This window comes from Paraclostridium bifermentans (assembly GCF_964259345.1).
GTDB lineage: Bacteria > Bacillota > Clostridia > Peptostreptococcales > Peptostreptococcaceae > Paraclostridium > Paraclostridium bifermentans_B.
On sequence record NZ_CAXVJR010000007.1, the window covers coordinates 1 to 19,301 of the forward strand.

At 29.8% G+C, this 19,301-nt stretch carries 16 protein-coding genes and 1 rRNA gene; 2 read left to right on the plus strand and 15 right to left on the minus strand.

Going from position 1 to position 19,301, the window contains the following annotated elements; translation table 11 throughout:
• Together ACEXNK_RS13535 and glyA are read right to left on the minus strand one after the other, a co-directional pair.
• Nucleotides 1-550 (minus strand): 16S ribosomal RNA (locus tag ACEXNK_RS13535); the annotation flags it as partial.
• 353 nt (nt 551-903) lie between these two features.
• Entirely contained in the window at nt 904-2,148 is a 1,245-nt protein-coding gene (gene glyA / locus ACEXNK_RS13540; RefSeq protein ID WP_373599673.1) for a serine hydroxymethyltransferase, read from the minus strand.
• Nucleotides 2,149-2,358: 210 nt separating this feature from the next.
• Between glyA and ACEXNK_RS13545 the strand changes: the two genes are divergently transcribed.
• Both ACEXNK_RS13545 and ACEXNK_RS13550 read left to right on the plus strand, forming a co-directional pair.
• Nucleotides 2,359-3,150, plus strand: coding sequence for a threonine/serine exporter family protein (locus tag ACEXNK_RS13545; protein ID WP_373599672.1), 792 nt, complete (start codon nt 2,359-2,361; stop codon nt 3,148-3,150).
• Between the two features lie 2 nt (nt 3,151-3,152).
• A complete protein-coding gene (locus tag ACEXNK_RS13550) occupies nt 3,153-3,722 on the plus strand; it encodes a threonine/serine exporter family protein (RefSeq protein WP_373599671.1) in 570 nt (189 codons plus the stop codon).
• Nucleotides 3,723-3,785: 63 nt separating this feature from the next.
• Here the strand turns inward: ACEXNK_RS13550 and ACEXNK_RS13555 are convergent, their stop codons facing one another.
• The 13 genes from ACEXNK_RS13555 to scfB all read right to left on the minus strand — a co-directional run bounded on the left by ACEXNK_RS13555 (nt 3,786) and on the right by scfB (nt 19,187).
• On the minus strand, nt 3,786-4,226 hold the full coding sequence (locus ACEXNK_RS13555; RefSeq protein WP_373599670.1) for a SoxR reducing system RseC family protein: 441 nt from the start codon (nt 4,224-4,226) through the stop codon (nt 3,786-3,788).
• 9 nt (nt 4,227-4,235) lie between these two features.
• On the minus strand, nt 4,236-4,526 hold the full coding sequence (locus tag ACEXNK_RS13560) for a metal-sensitive transcriptional regulator (RefSeq protein WP_373599669.1): 291 nt from the start codon (nt 4,524-4,526) through the stop codon (nt 4,236-4,238).
• Nucleotides 4,527-4,625: 99 nt separating this feature from the next.
• Entirely contained in the window at nt 4,626-6,416 is a 1,791-nt protein-coding gene (gene aspS / locus ACEXNK_RS13565) for an aspartate--tRNA ligase (RefSeq protein ID WP_373599668.1), read from the minus strand.
• A gap of 30 nt (nt 6,417-6,446) precedes the next feature.
• Nucleotides 6,447-7,709 carry a histidine--tRNA ligase gene (gene hisS / locus ACEXNK_RS13570; RefSeq protein WP_373599667.1) on the minus strand — a complete coding sequence of 421 codons (1,263 nt, stop codon included), beginning with the start codon at nt 7,707-7,709 and terminating at the stop codon, nt 6,447-6,449.
• On the minus strand, nt 7,699-9,174 hold the full coding sequence (hemZ, locus tag ACEXNK_RS13575; RefSeq protein WP_373599666.1) for a coproporphyrinogen dehydrogenase HemZ: 1,476 nt from the start codon (nt 9,172-9,174) through the stop codon (nt 7,699-7,701). The genes hisS and hemZ overlap by 11 nt, the downstream gene beginning before the upstream one ends.
• 38 nt (nt 9,175-9,212) lie before the next feature.
• Nucleotides 9,213-9,830: an MBL fold metallo-hydrolase gene (locus ACEXNK_RS13580; protein ID WP_373599665.1), complete on the minus strand. Its 618-nt coding sequence runs from the start codon at nt 9,828-9,830 to the stop codon at nt 9,213-9,215.
• A gap of 13 nt (nt 9,831-9,843) precedes the next feature.
• A complete protein-coding gene (gene dtd, locus ACEXNK_RS13585) occupies nt 9,844-10,293 on the minus strand; it encodes a D-aminoacyl-tRNA deacylase (protein WP_373599664.1) in 450 nt (149 codons plus the stop codon).
• Between the two features lie 10 nt (nt 10,294-10,303).
• On the minus strand, nt 10,304-12,508 hold the full coding sequence (locus ACEXNK_RS13590) for a RelA/SpoT family protein (protein ID WP_373599663.1): 2,205 nt from the start codon (nt 12,506-12,508) through the stop codon (nt 10,304-10,306).
• Between the two features lie 74 nt (nt 12,509-12,582).
• Nucleotides 12,583-13,095, minus strand: coding sequence for an adenine phosphoribosyltransferase (locus ACEXNK_RS13595; RefSeq protein WP_373599662.1), 513 nt, complete (start codon nt 13,093-13,095; stop codon nt 12,583-12,585).
• Nucleotides 13,096-13,105: 10 nt separating this feature from the next.
• Nucleotides 13,106-15,547, minus strand: coding sequence for a single-stranded-DNA-specific exonuclease RecJ (gene recJ / locus ACEXNK_RS13600; RefSeq protein ID WP_373599661.1), 2,442 nt, complete (start codon nt 15,545-15,547; stop codon nt 13,106-13,108).
• Nucleotides 15,548-15,559: 12 nt separating this feature from the next.
• Nucleotides 15,560-17,224, minus strand: coding sequence for an ABC1 kinase family protein (locus ACEXNK_RS13605; RefSeq protein ID WP_373599660.1), 1,665 nt, complete (start codon nt 17,222-17,224; stop codon nt 15,560-15,562).
• A gap of 83 nt (nt 17,225-17,307) precedes the next feature.
• Nucleotides 17,308-17,808 carry a gamma carbonic anhydrase family protein gene (locus tag ACEXNK_RS13610; protein ID WP_373599678.1) on the minus strand — a complete coding sequence of 167 codons (501 nt, stop codon included), beginning with the start codon at nt 17,806-17,808 and terminating at the stop codon, nt 17,308-17,310.
• Between the two features lie 5 nt (nt 17,809-17,813).
• Entirely contained in the window at nt 17,814-19,187 is a 1,374-nt protein-coding gene (scfB, locus tag ACEXNK_RS13615) for a thioether cross-link-forming SCIFF peptide maturase (RefSeq protein WP_373599659.1), read from the minus strand.
• Nucleotides 19,188-19,301 lie beyond the last annotated feature (114 nt).

Genomic DNA, 19,301 nt, shown 5'->3' on the forward strand with positions numbered 1-19,301 from the left:
CCGCCTACGCACCCTTTACGCCCAGTAATTCCGGATAACGCTAGCCCCCTACGTATTACCGCGGCTGCTGGCACGTAGTTAGCCGGGGCTTCCTCCTCAAGTACCGTCATTATCTTCCTTGAGGACAGAGCTTTACGACCCGAAGGCCTTCATCGCTCACGCGGCGTTGCTGCATCAGGCTTTCGCCCATTGTGCAATATTCCCCACTGCTGCCTCCCGTAGGAGTCTGGACCGTGTCTCAGTTCCAGTGTGGCCGATCACCCTCTCAGGTCGGCTACTGATCGTCGCCTTGGTAAGCCGTTACCTTACCAACTAGCTAATCAGACGCGGGTCCATCCTGTACCGCCGGAGCTTTGATATAAAAGCCATGCGACTTTCATATGTCATCCCGTATTAGCATACCTTTCGGTATGTTATCCGTGTGTACAGGGCAGGTTACCCACGCGTTACTCACCCGTCCGCCGCTCTCTTCCGAAGAAGATCGCTCGACTTGCATGTGTTAGGCACGCCGCCAGCGTTCATCCTGAGCCAGGATCAAACTCTCAAATATAATTTAAAAAGTTGTCCAATTGCTCAGCTAATCATTATCTGAATATCTGGCTTGGTTGTTTGTTGTTTAATTCTTTAAAAAGAATTTTTATAATTAACCTACTGTTTAATTTTCAAAGTTCATTTTGTGTTTTTCGTTTTGCCCTTTTCTTAAGGACAAGTAATACTATACTATCATTTTAATTCTAAGTCAATACTTTTTTAAATTTTTTTTTAATTTTTATTATTATTTCTTTTGCAAATGTAGAATATACATAAATTCCATTATTTTTTAGTACCTCTTGTTATATTGTTGCATTCTAAAAAAGTAGACTAAGGCAAATTCCCCTTAGTCTACTCATTCATTTTTAAATATTAATTAAATATTTCATAATCATTATATAAAGGATATTTATTAGTTAAAGCTATTACTTTCTCTCTAGCTTCTTCATTTTTATTATAAGTCAAACATAAATCTATAGCTTCTGCAATTTCTATCATATCTTCTTCCTTCATACCTCTCGTAGTTACAGCTGGAGTTCCTAATCTTATACCACTAGTCACAAATGCTCCATTAGGATCAAATGGTATAGTATTTTTATTTGCTGTTATATATGCTTCATCTAGTCTTATTTCAGCTTCTTTTCCTGTTATATTTTTATTAGTCAAGTCTAATAGTATTAAATGATTATCTGTACCTTCTGTAACAAGTTTAAAATCTCTTTTTATTAATTCTTCTCCTAACTTCTTAGCATTCTTTACTACCTGATGTTGATATTCTTTGAATTCAGGTTCTAAGGCTTCTTTAAAAGCAACTGCCTTTGAAGCTATTATATGTTCTAATGGTCCACCTTGAGTACCTGGGAATATAGCTTTATCTATAGCCTTTGCGTATTTTTCTTTACAAAGAATTATTCCTCCTCTTGGTCCTCTTAAAGTTTTATGTGTAGTACTTGTTACAAAATCAGCTACGTCACAAGGATTTTGATGAAGTCCAGCAGCTACAAGTCCAGCAATATGAGCCATATCAACCATAAGCATAGCTCCTACTTCATCTGCTATTTCTTTAAACTTTTTAAAATCAATTTCCCTAGGATATGCACTAGCTCCAGCTACTATCAATTTAGGTTTTATTTCATTAGCTTTTTTTCTTATATCTTCATAGTCTATTCTCCCATCTTCAGTACTTACTCCATATTCAGTAAACTCAAAATATTGTCCAGATATATTAGCAGGTGATCCATGTGTTAAATGCCCACCTTGAGATAAGTTCATTCCCATAACTTTATCGCCTGGCTTTAATATAGAAAAATATACTCCCATATTAGCATTAGCCCCAGAGTGTGGTTGAACATTAGCATGTTCTGCATTAAATATTTTTTTCAATCTCTCTATCGCTATCGACTCTATTTCATCTATGTGTTCGCACCCACCATAGTATCTTTTATTTGGATATCCTTCTGCATATTTATTAGTAAGATGGCTACCCATAGTCTCCATAACTGCCATAGATACTATATTTTCTGATGCTATTAATTCTATATTTCTTTGTTGTCTAACTAATTCTCTTTCCATACTTTCATAAATTTCTTTATCAATTTTCTTTAAATTCTCAAACATATTATTCATCCTTCCTTTGTATATAAATATGTACTAATTAAATTTTTCTTACGCTCTTGATATTTATATATTATTTTTATTTGGACAATATACCCATTTTCACAATTTTTTAAATTTATTTTAATATCTAGGCATACTAAATAATGCTATGTATTGTAATCAAATATTTGATATAATCTTTATTATTATATTTATTGTGGAGGTGTAACTTTGGATAGAGATTTAAATGTAGCTCAAGAAAAAAAGAAAAGTATCTTTAGACTTGCACTTTTTGCAGGCGAACTAATGCTTAGAAATGGAGCTGAAACCTATAGAGTTGAGGATACCGTTCTTAGAATTTGCAACTCTAGAGGGTATGATCATGTAAATGTTTTTACCTCTCCTACCGTTATAATCATTTCAGATGAAAGATTTGATGGTATAACTTTTATGAAAACAATTAAGAGTAGAGGTATTAACCTAAATAAACTTGATCTTTTAAATACATTTTCTAGGGAGTTTGTTTCAAATAAAGACTTATCTATAGAAGATGCTATTGCAAAACTTAAAGATATTGAAAAGGTTAAATCTTATAACCAATGGGGGGTTTATATAGGAACAGGACTTGGGTCAGCTTGTTTCTCTGTCTTATTAGGGTGTACCCTTTTAGATTTTGTACTTACATTTATAACTTCTATATTTGCAGTTATAATTTACGATAAAATGTTTGGAATAAGTTCAATTCCTTCATTTGCTACACTTACTTCAGCAATATTTATAGCTATAGTCGGAACCTCATTATCTAGTATAGGCCTTCTTAGCCAGCCTAATACACTTATAGTAGGTTCTATAATGCCTTTACTTCCTGGTGTTTCTCTTATAAAAGGACTAAGAGATTTAATTGCAGGAGATTTAATTTCAGGTGTCGCTAGAGCTTTTGATGCTACATTGACAGCAGTTGCAATTGCTGTTGGAGTAGGTTTTATACTTGAAGTATGGCTTAGATTTGGAGGTGTATTGTAATAATGAGTAGTATGTCACTTTCTCTACATTTTGTATTTAGTTTCTTTTGTACTATAGGTTTTTCAATTTTCTTAAGTGCACCCAAAAGATCACTTCCTTGTGCTGGTCTAATAGGTGCTATAGGATGGGTTTTATATGTGTATTTATTTAGATTAACTAATAACCCTATACTATCAAACTTTGTTCCTGCTGCAATTGTAGGTATATTAAGTGAAGTATCTGCAAGATATTTAAAACAACCAGCTATAGTATTTGTTATACCTGGTATAATACCTTTAGTTCCAGGGCTTGGAATGTATAATACTATGCTTTATTTAGTCCAAGAAAATTATGAGTTAGCCGCTTCTACAGGTGCTACTGCATTTTTAGTAGGTGGTGCAATATCACTTGGAGTATTACTTGTAACTTCTTTTGTTAAAACTATAAATAGAATAAAACTAAATAAGGCTATATCTAGTTTTAATCATGTCATAACAAAAAAAGATTCTGGTTACGAAAATAACATTATGTCTGAAGATGCAAGTATAGATTTAGATGATAATAATAATGATAATGGTGATAATGATAAATAAATAAATATTAAAATAAAAATGAGATAATCACTAATTGGTGATTATCTCATTTTTATTTTAATATTATATATTTATTTGGTTAACTACCTTAGTTATTACTGGAATATATTTTCTACTTTTTCTAAATTCATTATCTTTCTTTTTTATACATACATAAGATAAAGCAGTTAGACAAATACCTACAATTGCACTTATTAACTCTTTATTAAAAGATATATTTATATATTGTAATATGCCATAAGATACAATTGTTCCTCCTAAAAGAGCTACTAATGGTACTATATATACAATAGATGCAGCTTTTACAACATCTACTGCTTCCATATTTACTTCTACATAATCTCCCACTTTTGCTCCAATAGTATTATCCACTTCCACAACTATATCTTTTTTGTCTGTAGATGATGCACACTTTCCACATGATGCACATGCAGAATGTTTCTGCATTTTTATTTTTGCAGTTATATTGTCTACTATTTCTACTACATATCCACGTTGATTCATAATGTCCCCCTATTTAGTAAATTTATTTATCGTCTCCATCAACTCAGAAATTAGTTCTTCTGATTTTTCTACTTCTCCATTTTTTATAGAATTTGATACGCAACCTTTAATGTGATTTTCTAAAATAATATTACCAACTTTATTTATAGCAGATCTTATTGCTGATATTTGAACCAAAATATCAACACAATACCTTTCTTCTTCTACCATTTTTTGTATACCTTTTACTTGTCCCTCTATCCTATTTAATCTTTTTATAAGCAACTCTTTGTCATTGTTGCTAGATAACTTTTTCTCCATATATCAGCCTCTTTTCATTCATATATTATATTATATACTATTTTGGTATAAAAAAATAAATACTGTTGAATTATTCAACAGTATTTATTTATTAATGTACTATTCTTCTTCTTTTTTATCAACTTTTATATTTAATTCCTCTAATTGAGATTCCTCTGCAACTGCAGGTGCATTAGTCATAGGACATACTGCACTTTGGTTTTTAGGGAATGCTATAACATCTTTTATGTTAGTAGTTCCTGCAAGTATCATTATAAGTCTATCTAGTCCAAATGCCATTCCTGCATGTGGAGGAGTTCCATATTTAAATGCATCTAATAAGAATCCAAATTTTTCATGAGCTTCTTCTTCTGTGAACCCTAATGCTTTAAACATTTTTTGTTGTACATCAGCGTTAAATATTCTAACACTTCCGCCTCCAACTTCATATCCATTTATAACCATATCATAAGCCTTAGCTCTTAAAGATGCCTTATCATCACCTTCTAATCTATCTATATCCTCATCTAATGGAGATGTGAATGGGTGATGCTTAGCTATCATTCTTCCAGTTTCTTCATCTTCTTCAAATACCGGGAACTCTGTTACCCATAACATTTTGTAAGTTGAATTATCTAATAAGTCTAATCTTCTAGCAACTTCTAATCTTACTTGTCCTAGCGCATCAAATACTACATTATTTTTATCAGCTACAAATAATAATAAATCTCCTGCTTTAGCATTCATTTTATCTAGTATAGCTGTCATTTCTTCTTCTGTAAAGAACTTAGCTATAGGAGAAGTAACTTCTCTGTTTTCTCCAACTTTCATCCACGCAAGACCTTTAGCTTTATAAGTCTTAGCATGATCTTCTAATTTACCAATTTGTTTCTTACTAAATTCTTCAGCTTTACCTTCTATATTTATACCTCTAACACTCATACCATCTTTAGTAGCATTAGCAAATACTCCAAATCCACAGTTAGCCACAACCTCAGATATATCTGTTAATTCGTATCCAAATCTAGTATCAGGCTTATCTGAACCATATCTGTTCATAGCTTCAGCGTAAGTCATTGTAGGAAGTGGTAATTGCACCTCTACATTTAAAACTTCTTTAAATATTCTTTGTACCATTTTTTCCATTATAGCCATAACATCTGCTTGCTCTACAAACGACATTTCGCAGTCTATTTGCGTGAACTCTGGTTGTCTATCAGCTCTTAAGTCCTCATCTCTGAAACACTTAACTATTTGGAAGTATCTATCCATACCACTTACCATTAATAATTGTTTAAATAATTGTGGAGATTGTGGTAATGCATAAAATTTACCTTCATTAACTCTACTTGGAACTAAGTAATCTCTAGCTCCTTCTGGAGTTGGTTTTATTAAGAATGGTGTTTCTATTTCAAAGAAGTTATTTTCACTTAAGTAGTTTCTAACTATGTTAGCTACTCTACTTCTTAACATTAAATTCTTTTGCATAGAAGGCTTTCTTAAATCTAAGTATCTATATTTAAGTCTTAATTCTTCAGAAACATTATCATCATCTTTTATGTATATAGGTGGTGTTTCTGATTTATTTAGTAATCTTAATTCAGTTGCAAATATCTCTATATCTCCTGTTGGTAAATTAGGGTTTTTAGAAGATCTTTCTGCAACTTTCCCTTTAACTGCTATAACATATTCAGATCCTAACTTTTCAGCTTTTGTAAAAGCCTCTTCATTTACATCTGTATCAAATATTATTTGACATAATCCACTTCTATCTCTTAAGTCAACAAATACTAATCCACCTAAGTTTCTTTTCTTTTGTACCCATCCCATAAGTACAACTTCTTCACCTATGTTACTTTCTCTTAAGTCTCCACAGTAGTGAGTTCTCTTTAATCCATTTAGAGTCTCCATAACTTGCCCTCCATATTATTTTGCTGTTGATTATAATCTATTTTTTAATTCTTTTACTATTTCACTTAGTTTTATAGTTGTTTGCTCTGATGTAGCCATGTCTTTTAACTTAACTTCATCATTAGCTAATTCATCATCACCTATAACTATAGTATATTTTGCATTTAGCTTATCTGAATATTTAAATTGAGCTTTTAAACTCCTATCTAAATGATCCTTATCTGCACTTATGTGATTTTCTCTTAAATCTTTTAATATCTTAAAACTCTTAGTCTGAGCATTTTCTCCTATAGTTGCTATAAATATATCTGTAGCTTTAGGGTTTGGTATTTCTAGATTATTATTTTCAAGAGTTAATAATAATCTTTCAACTCCTAGTGCAAATCCTATACCACTAACACCTTTAGGTCCTCCAAGTTGTTCTACTAGACCATCATATCTTCCACCACCACAAACTGTACTTTGAGCACCTATATCTGTTGATATTATTTCAAAAGCAGTTTTTTTGTAGTAATCAAGACCTCTAACTATAGTTTTATCAACTTTAAAGTTTATACCCATCTCAGTTAAGTACTCTTGAACTTTTGCAAAGTGATCCTTACATTCATCACATAAGTGATCTATCATATATGGTATATCCACTAAGTTTTCTTTACAAACTGGATTTTTACAGTCTATAACTCTCATTGGATTTTTTTCTTTTCTTTCATTACAAGTTTCACAAAGCACATCACTTTTAGCATCTAAGTATGCTTTTAATATTTCATTATACTTTGCTCTACATGTTGGACATCCTACTGAGTTTATACAAGTTTCTAAGTTATTTAATCCAACTTCATTGAAAAACTGTACAGCTAAAGCTATAACTTCTGCATCTATAGAAGGCTTATCACTACCTAAAGTTTCTATTCCAAATTGATGGAATTGTCTTTGTCTCCCTGCTTGTGGTCTTTCATATCTAAAACATGGAGTTTGGTAGAATAATTTAGTCGGCTGAGTATCAGCATACATTTTATTTTCTATGAATGCTCTTACTGCCCCAGCTGTTCCTTCTGGCTTTAAAGTTATACTTCTATTTCCTTTATCTTCAAAAGTATACATTTCTTTTTGAACTACATCTGTAGTTTCTCCAACACCTCTTTGGAATAACTCAGTGTGTTCAAATATAGGAGTTCTTATTTCTTCATATCCAAATAATGCGCAAACTTCTCTAAATTTATTTTCAACATAATTCCACTTATATGCATCTTTTGGAGTTATGTCTTTTGTTCCTCTTGGAGCTTTAGTTAACATTTTTATATACCTCCTTTTCCTTTCTTGATATCATTTCATCAACTCTATCTATGTATTGTTCTACATTTTTAACATTGTCAGTTCTTTCTATTCTATCTTCATCAACATATACATACTTACTTATTGCACCTGCACCTACTGCAAAGTTACTTTGTTTTTCTTCCATTATTTGAATATTATATATACATTCAAATCCTTCTTTTGCATATCCAATATTTTCTAGGTTGCCAAGCATATGTTTTTGTCTATACATATAATATGGATTTAATCCCATATCCTTTGCATATTCCATTGATAAATTTATCATATTTATCATTTCTTCATATCTTGTAAGTTCATATTTATCAAGGTTTTCTTTTAAAGTCGAAGCTCTTTTTATAGCTAAAGTATGTACTGTTAAACTTTCTGGAGAAAGTTCTTTTATCTTCTCTAGTGTATTTTTAACCATATCTACATTCTCATCAACTAAACCTAAGATAATATCCATATTGATATTATCAAATCCTAATTCTCTAGCCATATTAAAACACTCTACTATATCATTAACATTATGATCTCTACCTATTTTTACTAAAGTTTCATCATTCATAGTTTGAGGGTTTATACTTATTCTACTTACATTATGCTTTTTCATAACTTCTAACTTTTCTCTAGTTATAGTATCTGGTCTTCCAGCTTCAACAGTAAATTCTTTTATTTTACTTAAATCTAATTCTTTAAATAAAGATTTAATTAGTTCATCTAACTGACTAGCCTCTAATGCAGTTGGTGTTCCTCCACCTATATATAGAGTTTCTATTTCTTTATTAGTATCTTCTAGTATTTTAGCTAATCCTTGTATTTCTCTTATAAGAGATTTTACATAGTCTTGTCTTAGATGTCCAAATTGCTTCATAGGATTAGCAGGGAATGAGCAGTATACACATCTTGTAGGACAAAACGGTATACTTACATATAAAGATATCTTATTTTTATCTATTGGGTATATAAACACTCTTTCTCTTTTTGCTATATCTAAAGCTAAATCTATTTTTTCATCTTTTATGAAATACTTATCTTTAAGAGTTTGTCTTATTTTCTCGTCACTTAATCCTTGGTCTAACAAATTATGCACTATCTTAACCGGTCTTATTCCAGTTAAAATCCCCCAAGGAACATACGTGTCAAATAGTTCATCTAAAACTTTAAATATACTTCTCTTTATAGTTGTTTTAGTTCTTTTTTTAATTTCTTCACTATTTAAAGATTTTATATCTACAATCTCTTCTTTAGATATTTTCAAATTATCATCTTCATAATATTTTGTTGTACTCTTGATTTCATTGTCAGTTATAATGACTTCATTTATTATATTATTTTTAAATTCATCATTATTATTTTCAAGTCTAAATTGAGTAGTAAATAACTTGCATAATTCTGCAACTTCATACTTGTAGTCATGTCCTTTTAACTCAATACCTAACATTTACACTACTCCTTTTTTATTGATCGTGACAAAGACTCTTATACAAGATATGGATTTGTAGCCTTTTCGATACCCATAGTTGTATTTGGTCCATGTCCAGGATATACAATTATATCATCTTCATAATTTTTTAATCTATTTAACGATTTTTTCATTTGTTTATTATCACCACTAAATAAATCCGTTCTACCCATACTACCTGCAAATAAAGTATCACCTGAGAACATATGATTTCCAATTTTTATACACATACATCCCTTTGTATGCCCTGGTGTATGTATAAATTTAAGTTTTAATCCTCCAAGCATCAGTGTATCTCCATCATTTACATATCTATCTGCATCAAATTCTGTTGCTCCACAATGCATTCTATAACTTAAATTTTTCTTTTTATCTAATAATATTTCTTTTTCATCAGTGTGCGCTATTATTTCTGCATTTGTAGCTTCTTTTAGCTCCGGAACACATCCAATGTGATCTCCGTGTCCATGTGTAAGGATTATATATTTAACATTTATAAAATTATCTTCTACATATCTCATTAAATCCTTTATTTCTCCACCTGGATCTATAACAGCACCTTCTCTTGTATTTTTATCTGCTATTAAATATGTGTTCTCACCAAATAAATGATCTGTAAATTTTTCTATTATCATAATTCAATCCCCCTTAAAAAATTTTTTCTGAATCTATAAGCATTGTAACCGGTCCATCATTTGTTAGCTCTACCATCATATGAGCTCCAAATTTCCCTGTTGATGTAGTTATATTTTGCTTTTTAGCTTTCTCTATAAATTCTTCATAAAGTTTATTTGCTAAGTCAGGCTTTGCTGCATTAGTAAAGTTAGGTCTTCTACCTTTTTTACAATCTCCATATAATGTAAATTGCGATACTACTAAGAGTTCACCCTCTATATCCTTAAGTGATAAATTCATTTTTTCATTTTCATCTTCAAAAATTCTTAAGTTTACTATTTTTTCTAATAAATAATCCACTTCGGCACTAGTATCTTCATGAGTTACTCCAAGTAATACTAGTAATCCTTTTTTTACACTTCCAATTGTATTTTCATCTACTGTAACTTTAGATGATGATACTCTCTGAACTACAGCTCTCATCATTGCCTCCTTAATTTATAACTCTATAAATATCTTCTACTCCAGGTATAGCTTTAATTTTTTTCATTAAAAAGTTTAAAGTTTCAATGCTTTCTACTTCTACAAGTAAATTAACATTGACAATATTGTGTTTTCCTTTTCTAGCATTTATTCCATTTAAAGATACTTTTTCCATGACAACTATATGAGTTATATCATTTATTATACCTCTTCTATCATCGGCTTTTATTTGTATCTCTGCTTCAAATTTAGCATTATTAGCTGTTTCCCACGAAACTTCAACTAGTCTATTTCTAAAATATTCATCTTCTAAATTAGAATTAGGACAATCTTTTCTATGAACAGCAACACCTCTACCTTTTGTTATATATCCTATAACCTCGTCTCCAGGAATTGGATTACAACACTTAGCAAATCTAATAAGTATGTTATCTACACCTTTTACTCTTATTCCTTGTGGAGATGATTTTTTTCTTTTTTTAGTAAATTCCTGTTCACCTATATTGTGCTTATTTATATCATCTATAACTTTTGATTCTGCAGATTTTTTTATATAATCCTTCTCATACAGTTCTTTAACTTTAGGAACTACCTGAGATGGCATTATTCCACCATATCCTATAGTAGCTACTAAATCTTCAACTGTTGGTTGGTTAAATTTTCTAGCTATTTGAATCATATATTTTTCAACTATAGAATCCTTAGTAGGAATATCATATTTTTTAAATTCTTTCTCTAATATAGCATTTCCTCGTTCTATATTTTCTTCTCTTCTTTCTTTCTTAAACCATTGTCTTATTTTAGACTTGGCATTAGGAGTTTGTACTATGTTTATCCAGTCTCTACTTGGCCCACTCGAATTTGCTGATGTTAGTATTTCTACTATATTTCCATTTTGTAATTTGTAGTCTAGTGTAACTATTCTTCCGTTAATTTTGGCTCCTACACATTTATTTCCTACATTTGTATGAACTCTGTATGCAAAATCTATCGGAGTAGATCCTGCTGGCAACTCTATTACATCTCCTTTTGGAGTAAATACGTAAACTTGGCTATTAAATACATCGTCTTTTAATGCATCCATAAACTCTTGAGGGTCTTTTAAGTCTTTTTCCCACTCCATCATTTGTCTTAGCCATTGTAATTTTTCTTCTAATTTATCTTTTACGTTATTTTTTCCTTCTTTGTATTTCCAGTGTGCTGCAATACCATATTCAGCTATGTTGTGCATTTCCTTAGTTCTTATCTGTATTTCTACAGGCTCTCCATCTGGACCTACAACTATAGTATGAAGAGATTGATACATATTAGGTTTTGGCATAGCTATATAATCTTTAAATCTTCCAGGAATCGGCTTCCACAAAGTATGTACCATACCTAAAACTGCATAACAATCTTTTACAGAATTTACAATTATTCGAACTGCCATTAAATCGTATATCTCTTCAAAATCCTTATGTTTATTCTTCATCTTTCTATATATACTATAGAAATGTTTAGGTCTTCCATATATATCACACTTTATATTTACCTCTTCAACTTTTTCTTTGAGAATGTCTACAATTTTTTCTATATAAGCTTCTCTTTGACTTCTTTTTTTAGCTACTTTTTCTACTAAATCATAGTATCCTTCACTATCAATATATCTAAGTGCAATATCTTCTAATTCCCATTTAACTTTATATATTCCTAATCTACTAGCGATTCCACCATAAATTTCTAATGTTTCAGTCGCTTTAGATTTAGCTTTTTCAGGAGGCATAAACTTTAAAGTTCTCATATTGTGTAATCTATCTGCTAACTTTATAAGTATAACCCTTATATCTTTTGACATTGCCAAAAACATTTTTCTTAAATTTTCAGCTTGTGTCTCTTCTTTTGACTTATACTTTATTTGTCCAAGTTTTGTAACTCCATCAACAAGATCTGCGATTTCTTCCCCAAAATCATTTTTAATATCTTCATAAGTATATTCTGTATCTTCTACGACATCGTGTAATAAACCTGCTGCTATAGTCTGCATATCTAATTCCATATCACAAAGTATATTTGCAACAGCTATCGGATGTATAAAATATGGCTCCCCAGATTTTCTTAATTGGCCATCATGTGCATTTTTCCCATAATAATAAGCCTTTTCAATTAAATCTATATCTCCGTTAGGGGCATATTTCTTTATTTTATCTATTAATTCTTGTAATTGCTTATCTTGCATAATACCACCTATTTTATAGTATAAATTTTGATATATATGAAAATAGTTGGCTTTTTACCAACTATTGAACTTTTCTAATATTTTATAAGTGAGTTTACATGATAGTTAGATAATTTTTCTTTACCATTTAACTCTTCTAATTCTATTAAAAATTGCATCGAAACAACTTCTCCTCCTAGCTTTTCTATAAGCTTAGCAGCAGCTTCCATAGTTCCACCTGTAGCTAATAAGTCATCTACTATAGCAACTCTTTGACCTGGTTTTATTGCATCTTTATGGATTTCTAATGTATCAGTTCCGTATTCTAATCCATATTCATACTTTTCTGTTTCTCCTGGTAATTTACCTGGTTTTCTAACTGGTACAAATCCTATACCCATACCATAAGCTACTGGTGTTCCCATTAAGAATCCTCTAGCTTCTGGTCCAACTATAACATCAACTTGCTTGTCTTTTAGATCTGCTATTATCTCATCTACCGCAAATTTAAATGCTTCTCCATTATTTAATAAAGTTGTTATGTCTTTAAATCCTATACCTGGTTTTGGGAAATCTTTAATCTCTCTTATTGAATCTCTTAAGTTCATCTAAATCCTCCTAATAGCTCTGCTTATATTTATCTTTAAGTTGATTTAACCCTTGTAGTAATTTACTTGATGTTAAATCTATCTTGACACTTGGTCTTGGCATCATTTCCATTATTAAAGTATTATCTTTGTAATTTGCATTAAAGTTAATTAAATCTAACTCTTTAAATACGTTTAACATAGCAAATAACTTAATAGGTGCTATGTTTAATTTCGATTTAATATCTAATATATTAAGTTTAACTTCTTTATACTTAGATATTAATTTATATAAAGTTATAAATTCTTCTCTACTTGGAATTACATTATTTACTATGTTTTGTATATATAATAAATCTTTTTTATCATAATACTTTATAATTTCACATTGATTGTTAGTATATTCATATAAACGCGAATATTCTTCTACATTATATAAATAATCATAAAGAATAATATTATTATATCTTTTTAAATCTATTTTATCAATATAAGGAAGGAATATAAGTTGAACTTTGTCATTTATACCTTCTATTATATTGTAATTTATATCAAATTCATATTCTGTAAGTGATACATCTGATATAGCTCTAAAAAATCCATTTATAGAATTAATAATAATTAAGCTTTTATCATTTATATAATCAAATATATTTATATTTTTACTTCCTTTAGTATCTATATCTTTGTGTATACTTATTTCTTTATTTTCTATGCAGGGTTTCATATTTTCAAACAAACGTATACAATTTATATTTTTACTTGTATCCTTGGGATATGCAAGTCTTATATCCTTTAATAAAAATTGTATTTTCCTATTCCCCATATAATTATTTTCATCTAACTGAAATAAAATATCTACCTTATCTCCTACATCATAATTTTCTGATAAGTAGGCCATATTAAATCCTATACATTCATATATTTTATCCTTTTCTAGATTTAACTTTAAATGGTTTTTTTCTTTTCCTAATCTAAATATTCCTCTTATCTCCATGTCTCTTATGATAAACCTAGGACTTGGATTACTCATTCCAAATGGCTCCAGGCTATGTAATTCTTCTATTAAATTAAAATCAATAGATTTTTCATTTAGTTCAAACTCTACTGAAATATTTTCAATCATATCTTCATCTGTAAGATTGTAATCAGCTATTTCATTAACTCTAGATCTTAATTCTTCTACATTTCCTTCATCCATAGATAATCCTGCAGCTTGTTCATGCCCCCCAAATCTTCCTAATAAATCAGAACATTTGACTAATGTATCAAATATACTAAATCCTTTTATAGATCTAGCCGAACCAGTGGCTTCTCCATCTTCTATAGTTAAAAGTATAGTTGGCTTATAATATTTTTCAGTAAGTTTTGAAGCAACAATACCAATTACACCATGTTGCCAACCCTTATTGGCAATTACTAACACTTTATCATTCATATACCTATCATCATTATTTATTATTTCTTCCGCTTCTTGATACATTTTAGCTTCTATCATTTGTCGCTCATTATTTTTTTCTTCTAATAAATTAGCAATTTCTATAGCTTCTGGTTTTGACTTTGTCGTAAACAATTCAACTCCCAAATACGAATAACCTAACCTTCCAGAAGCATTTATTCTAGGTCCTATAGAAAACCCTACATGAGATGATCCTATTTTATCATTATCTATCCCACATACATTTATAAGCTCTTTTAGTCCTAAGTTTTTACCTTCTTTCATTAGCTTTAATCCATTTTTTACTATTATTCGATTTTCATCTACCAATGGAACTATATCACAAATAGTAGCTAAGGTTACTACCTCTAAGTAATTATACATTGAACTTTTAAACTCTTCTTCTGGGGTAAGTGCTTGTATTAATTTAAATGCTACTCCACATCCACATAACATATCAAATGGATAATTACAATCTTCTTGCTTAGGATTTATAACTGCATATGCATTTGGTACCTGGTCTTGAACTTCATGGTGATCTGTTACTATAACATCTATACCTAATTCATTAGCTATATCTACTTCCTTAACTGAAGTTATTCCGCAGTCTACACTTATTATTAAATCACACCCCTGCTCTTTTAGCAGTCTTATTGCATCTTCATTTATTCCATACCCTTCCTCTAATCTATTAGGAATATAGTATTTCACTGGATATCCTATAGAATCAAAATATATACATAGAATAGACGTTGATGATACTCCATCTACATCATAATCTCCATATATCCATATATTTTGATTATTTTCTATAGCATATTCTATCCTTTCAACTGCTTTTTTTACATCTTTCATTAAAAAAGGATCTCTTAGGTACTCTAATGATGGATTTATAAAAATTTCTGCATCATCTTTATTATTTATACCTCTATTTTTCAGTATTTGTCCTATTTCCGGGGAAATTTTCATTTTTTCGCTCAAATCATACTCTTCTATTATTCCTTTATATTTAAGGTTCCATTTTTTATTAAACATTTAGTTCACCCCCTATTTCTTTATGTACTCAGATCTTATTATCTTTATAACTAGTAATATACCTACTAAAAATGATACTACAAATCCTGAAAAAGCCAGTATCTTAACCCAAAAACTACTATTTACATTTGGAGAAGATATTATTAATGATGATCCAACTAATAAAGCAGCTAGTACCAAACTCAACGATAATTGAGTTGCTAAATCTGTAATTATCTTCTCTAATTTAGAAAATTTGACGTCTTCTATATGGATTTTTATATTATTCTTTTCTATATTTCTAAGTATACCTTTTAATTGTTTTGGTATAACTCTAACATCAGCTATAGCTTCTTGCACTCCTTGTTTTGACTCTTTCAATATATTTTCGGGATTTAGCCTATTTAGATAGTAATATTTCATAAATGATTTTCCTGCAACAGTTATAGAAAAATTAGGATTTAATTCTCTGGCTGTTCCCTCTAATGTTATTAAAGATTTTACTAGTAATACCATCTGAGGAGGCAATGCTACTTTATAATTTCTACAGAACCTAAATACTTCATTTAATATATCTCCCAAATTCAACTTGTCTATAGGAACATCATAGTAATAGTGCATTAAATATAGTAAATCTTGTCTTAATCCACTTACATTTGTATCATAAGATATTACATCTAATTCCATAAGTAAGTATATTATTCTATCTATATTTCTATCTACAGCTGCTAAAGTAATTGAATTAAGTAAATTCAACATTTTTTTATCTATTATTCCTATCATTCCAAAATCAATATAAGCTATACAGTCTTGATTTATAACAAATATATTTCCTGGATGTGGGTCTGCATGAAAAAAGCCATATTCAAATATTTGTTTGAATAAAGATCTAATTCCAATTTCACTAATCTTCTCTGTATCCCATCCAAGTTTTTTCATTTTATTTATATCACTTAATTTGACTCCAACTATTTTCTCTAATACCAAAACTTTTTGAGTTGTATATTCCATAAATACCTTAGGTATATAAACTTCATTACTATCAGAAAATATATTTTGAAACTTTAGGGCATTTGTAGCTTCAAAATTGTAATCCAACTCTCTTAATAGTTGTGTTTCAAAATCTTCTACTATGCCTTCTATATCTACATTTAAATCTTTATTAAAATCTTTAATCGCACCAGCTATTGCCTTTAAAATTTCTATGTCAGATTTAATTGTGTTTTCTATGTTAGGTCTTTGAATTTTTATAATTACACTATCACCAGTTTTTAGCTTAGCTTCATAAACTTGTCCTAAAGAAGCTGCTGCTATAGGCGTATCATTGAATTCTAAGAATACATCATTTATATTCGTATTAAGTTCTTCTTCTAATATATTTATAGCTATATTGGTATCAAATACTTCTACATTATCTCTTAGCTTTACTAGTTCATTTATAATATCTTGGTCTAATAAATCTTTCCTTGTACTTAATATCTGACCTAACTTTACATATGTTGGACCTAGCTCTTCAAAGGCTCTTCTTAACCTTTCTCCAGTTGACATATTTTTTATCTCTGCTGGTGGGTTAGTTATTGGTATTTTATATGCTACACCTTCTATATTAAGTTTTTCTACTACAATACTGAATCCATATTTCAAAAGTATTTGAACTATTTCTTTGTATCTTTTTAAATGCCTATAACTTACTTTCATTTTATACACCTAGCCTTAGTTTAGATAATATTATTTATAAGATAAGAAAGGACAATATAATCAATATTGCCCCTTTCTATAGTCTATTTATAATTATTTGCAGTTTCTACATATTTTAATGCAGAATTAACAAGATTTTGTTTTTCTTCTTCAGTAAGCTCTCTTACAACTTGAGCTGGCGATCCCATTGCAAGTACACCAGATGGTATTTTTTTGTTAGGAGTTACTAAACTACCTGCACCTATTAGAGTGTATTCTCCTATTTCAGCTCCACCTAATATAATAGACCCCATACCTATTAAAGTATTATCTCCTATTTTACATCCATGGATAAGAGCTTTATGCCCTACTGTTACATTGTTTCCTATTATAGTTGGTGAATTGTATTCTATATGAACAACACTTCCATCTTGTATGTTAGTATTTTCACCTATTACTATAGAATTTTCATCTCCTCTTAGAACTACATTGTACCATATATTAGCATTCTTACCTATTTCCACATCACCTATAATATCTGCTGATTCTGCAACAAAAACACTTGGGTCAATTTGAGGTTCTTTTTCTTTATAGCCTCTTATCACTATACCTACTTCCCTTCTATCATTAATCTTGCTTGTATCATTATAGAACATTCAGTACGTTTCTTTTGCATTTCACAACCTAATTCATAAGGTTTCATTACATCTCCATTAAAGTTTACTGCATTTGCATGACATCCGCCTGAGCAATAAAACTTATTCCAACAATTTTGACAATCTTCTTTACTATATACGTGAGCATTTTTGAATGTATCTGTTAACTCTCTAGGAATTATTATTTCTTCATCATTTATGTTAGCAAGTTTATATTCATCTTTTCCAACAAATTGATGACATGGATATATATCTCCATTAGGAGTTATTGATAAGTACTCATTCCCTGCACCACATCCTGTTATTCTTTTTATAACACAAGGTCCTTGGTTTAAGTCTATCATGAAGTGGAAAAATTTAAAATTCTCTCCATTTAATAATCTATCTGAGTATTTAACAGCTAGTTTTTCATACTCATTAAATACAGTTTCCATGTCCTCTTTTCTTAATGCAAATGGATTACTCTCATCATCTACAACCGGTTCTACTGATGTAAGTTCAAATCCTTCATCTGCAAAATGAAGTACGTCTTCTGAGAAGTCTAAATTTTCTCTAGTGAAAGTACCTCTTATATAGTAATATTTATCTTTAGGTCTACTTTCAACTAATTTTTTAAACTTAGGCATTATTATATCGTAACTTCCCTTATCATTTAATGTAGGTCTCATTCTATCATTAACTTCTTTTCTTCCATCTAAGCTTAAAACTACATTATGCATATTCTCGTTTATATATTTTATCTTTTCATCATCTAATAATATACCATTTGTAGTTATTGTAAATCTTATATTTTTATTATTTTCTTTTTCAATACTTCTACCATATTCTACAAGTTGTTTTACTACTTCAAAGTTCATTAGTGGTTCTCCACCAAAGAAGTCTATCTCTAAGTTTCTTCTATTTCCTGAATTAGCTATTAAGTAATCTATTGCTTTTTTACCAACTTCAAAACTCATTATTTCTTTTGCTCCACCAAAATCACCTTGCGCTGCAAAACAGTATTCACACTTTAAATTACAATCATGTGCAACATGTAAACATAAAGCTTTTACAACTTTCTTTCTATCTATAAAGTTTGGATGGTGTTTATATGTATCTTCTGTATATAACAATCCTTCATCTTCTAGTGTTTTTATTTCATTATATGCTTCTCTTACTTGCTCTTCTGTATAATTTTCCTTTAATATTTCTATAACTTCTTCTAAAGTTTTTTCTTTATAGTGGTCTAATAAATTATATGCAACTTCATCTACTACATGTACTGCTCCACCATTTACATCTAAAACTATATTATATCCGTTCATTGAAAACTTATGTATCATACTCATAATCTGTCCTCCTCGTTTGTTCTATCTATATATTATCATATAAATAGGCTTATAGCCTACCTATCTTTTCTCTCCCGTTTTTTAAAGTTTACTCAAAAAAAGCAGCTATGTAAG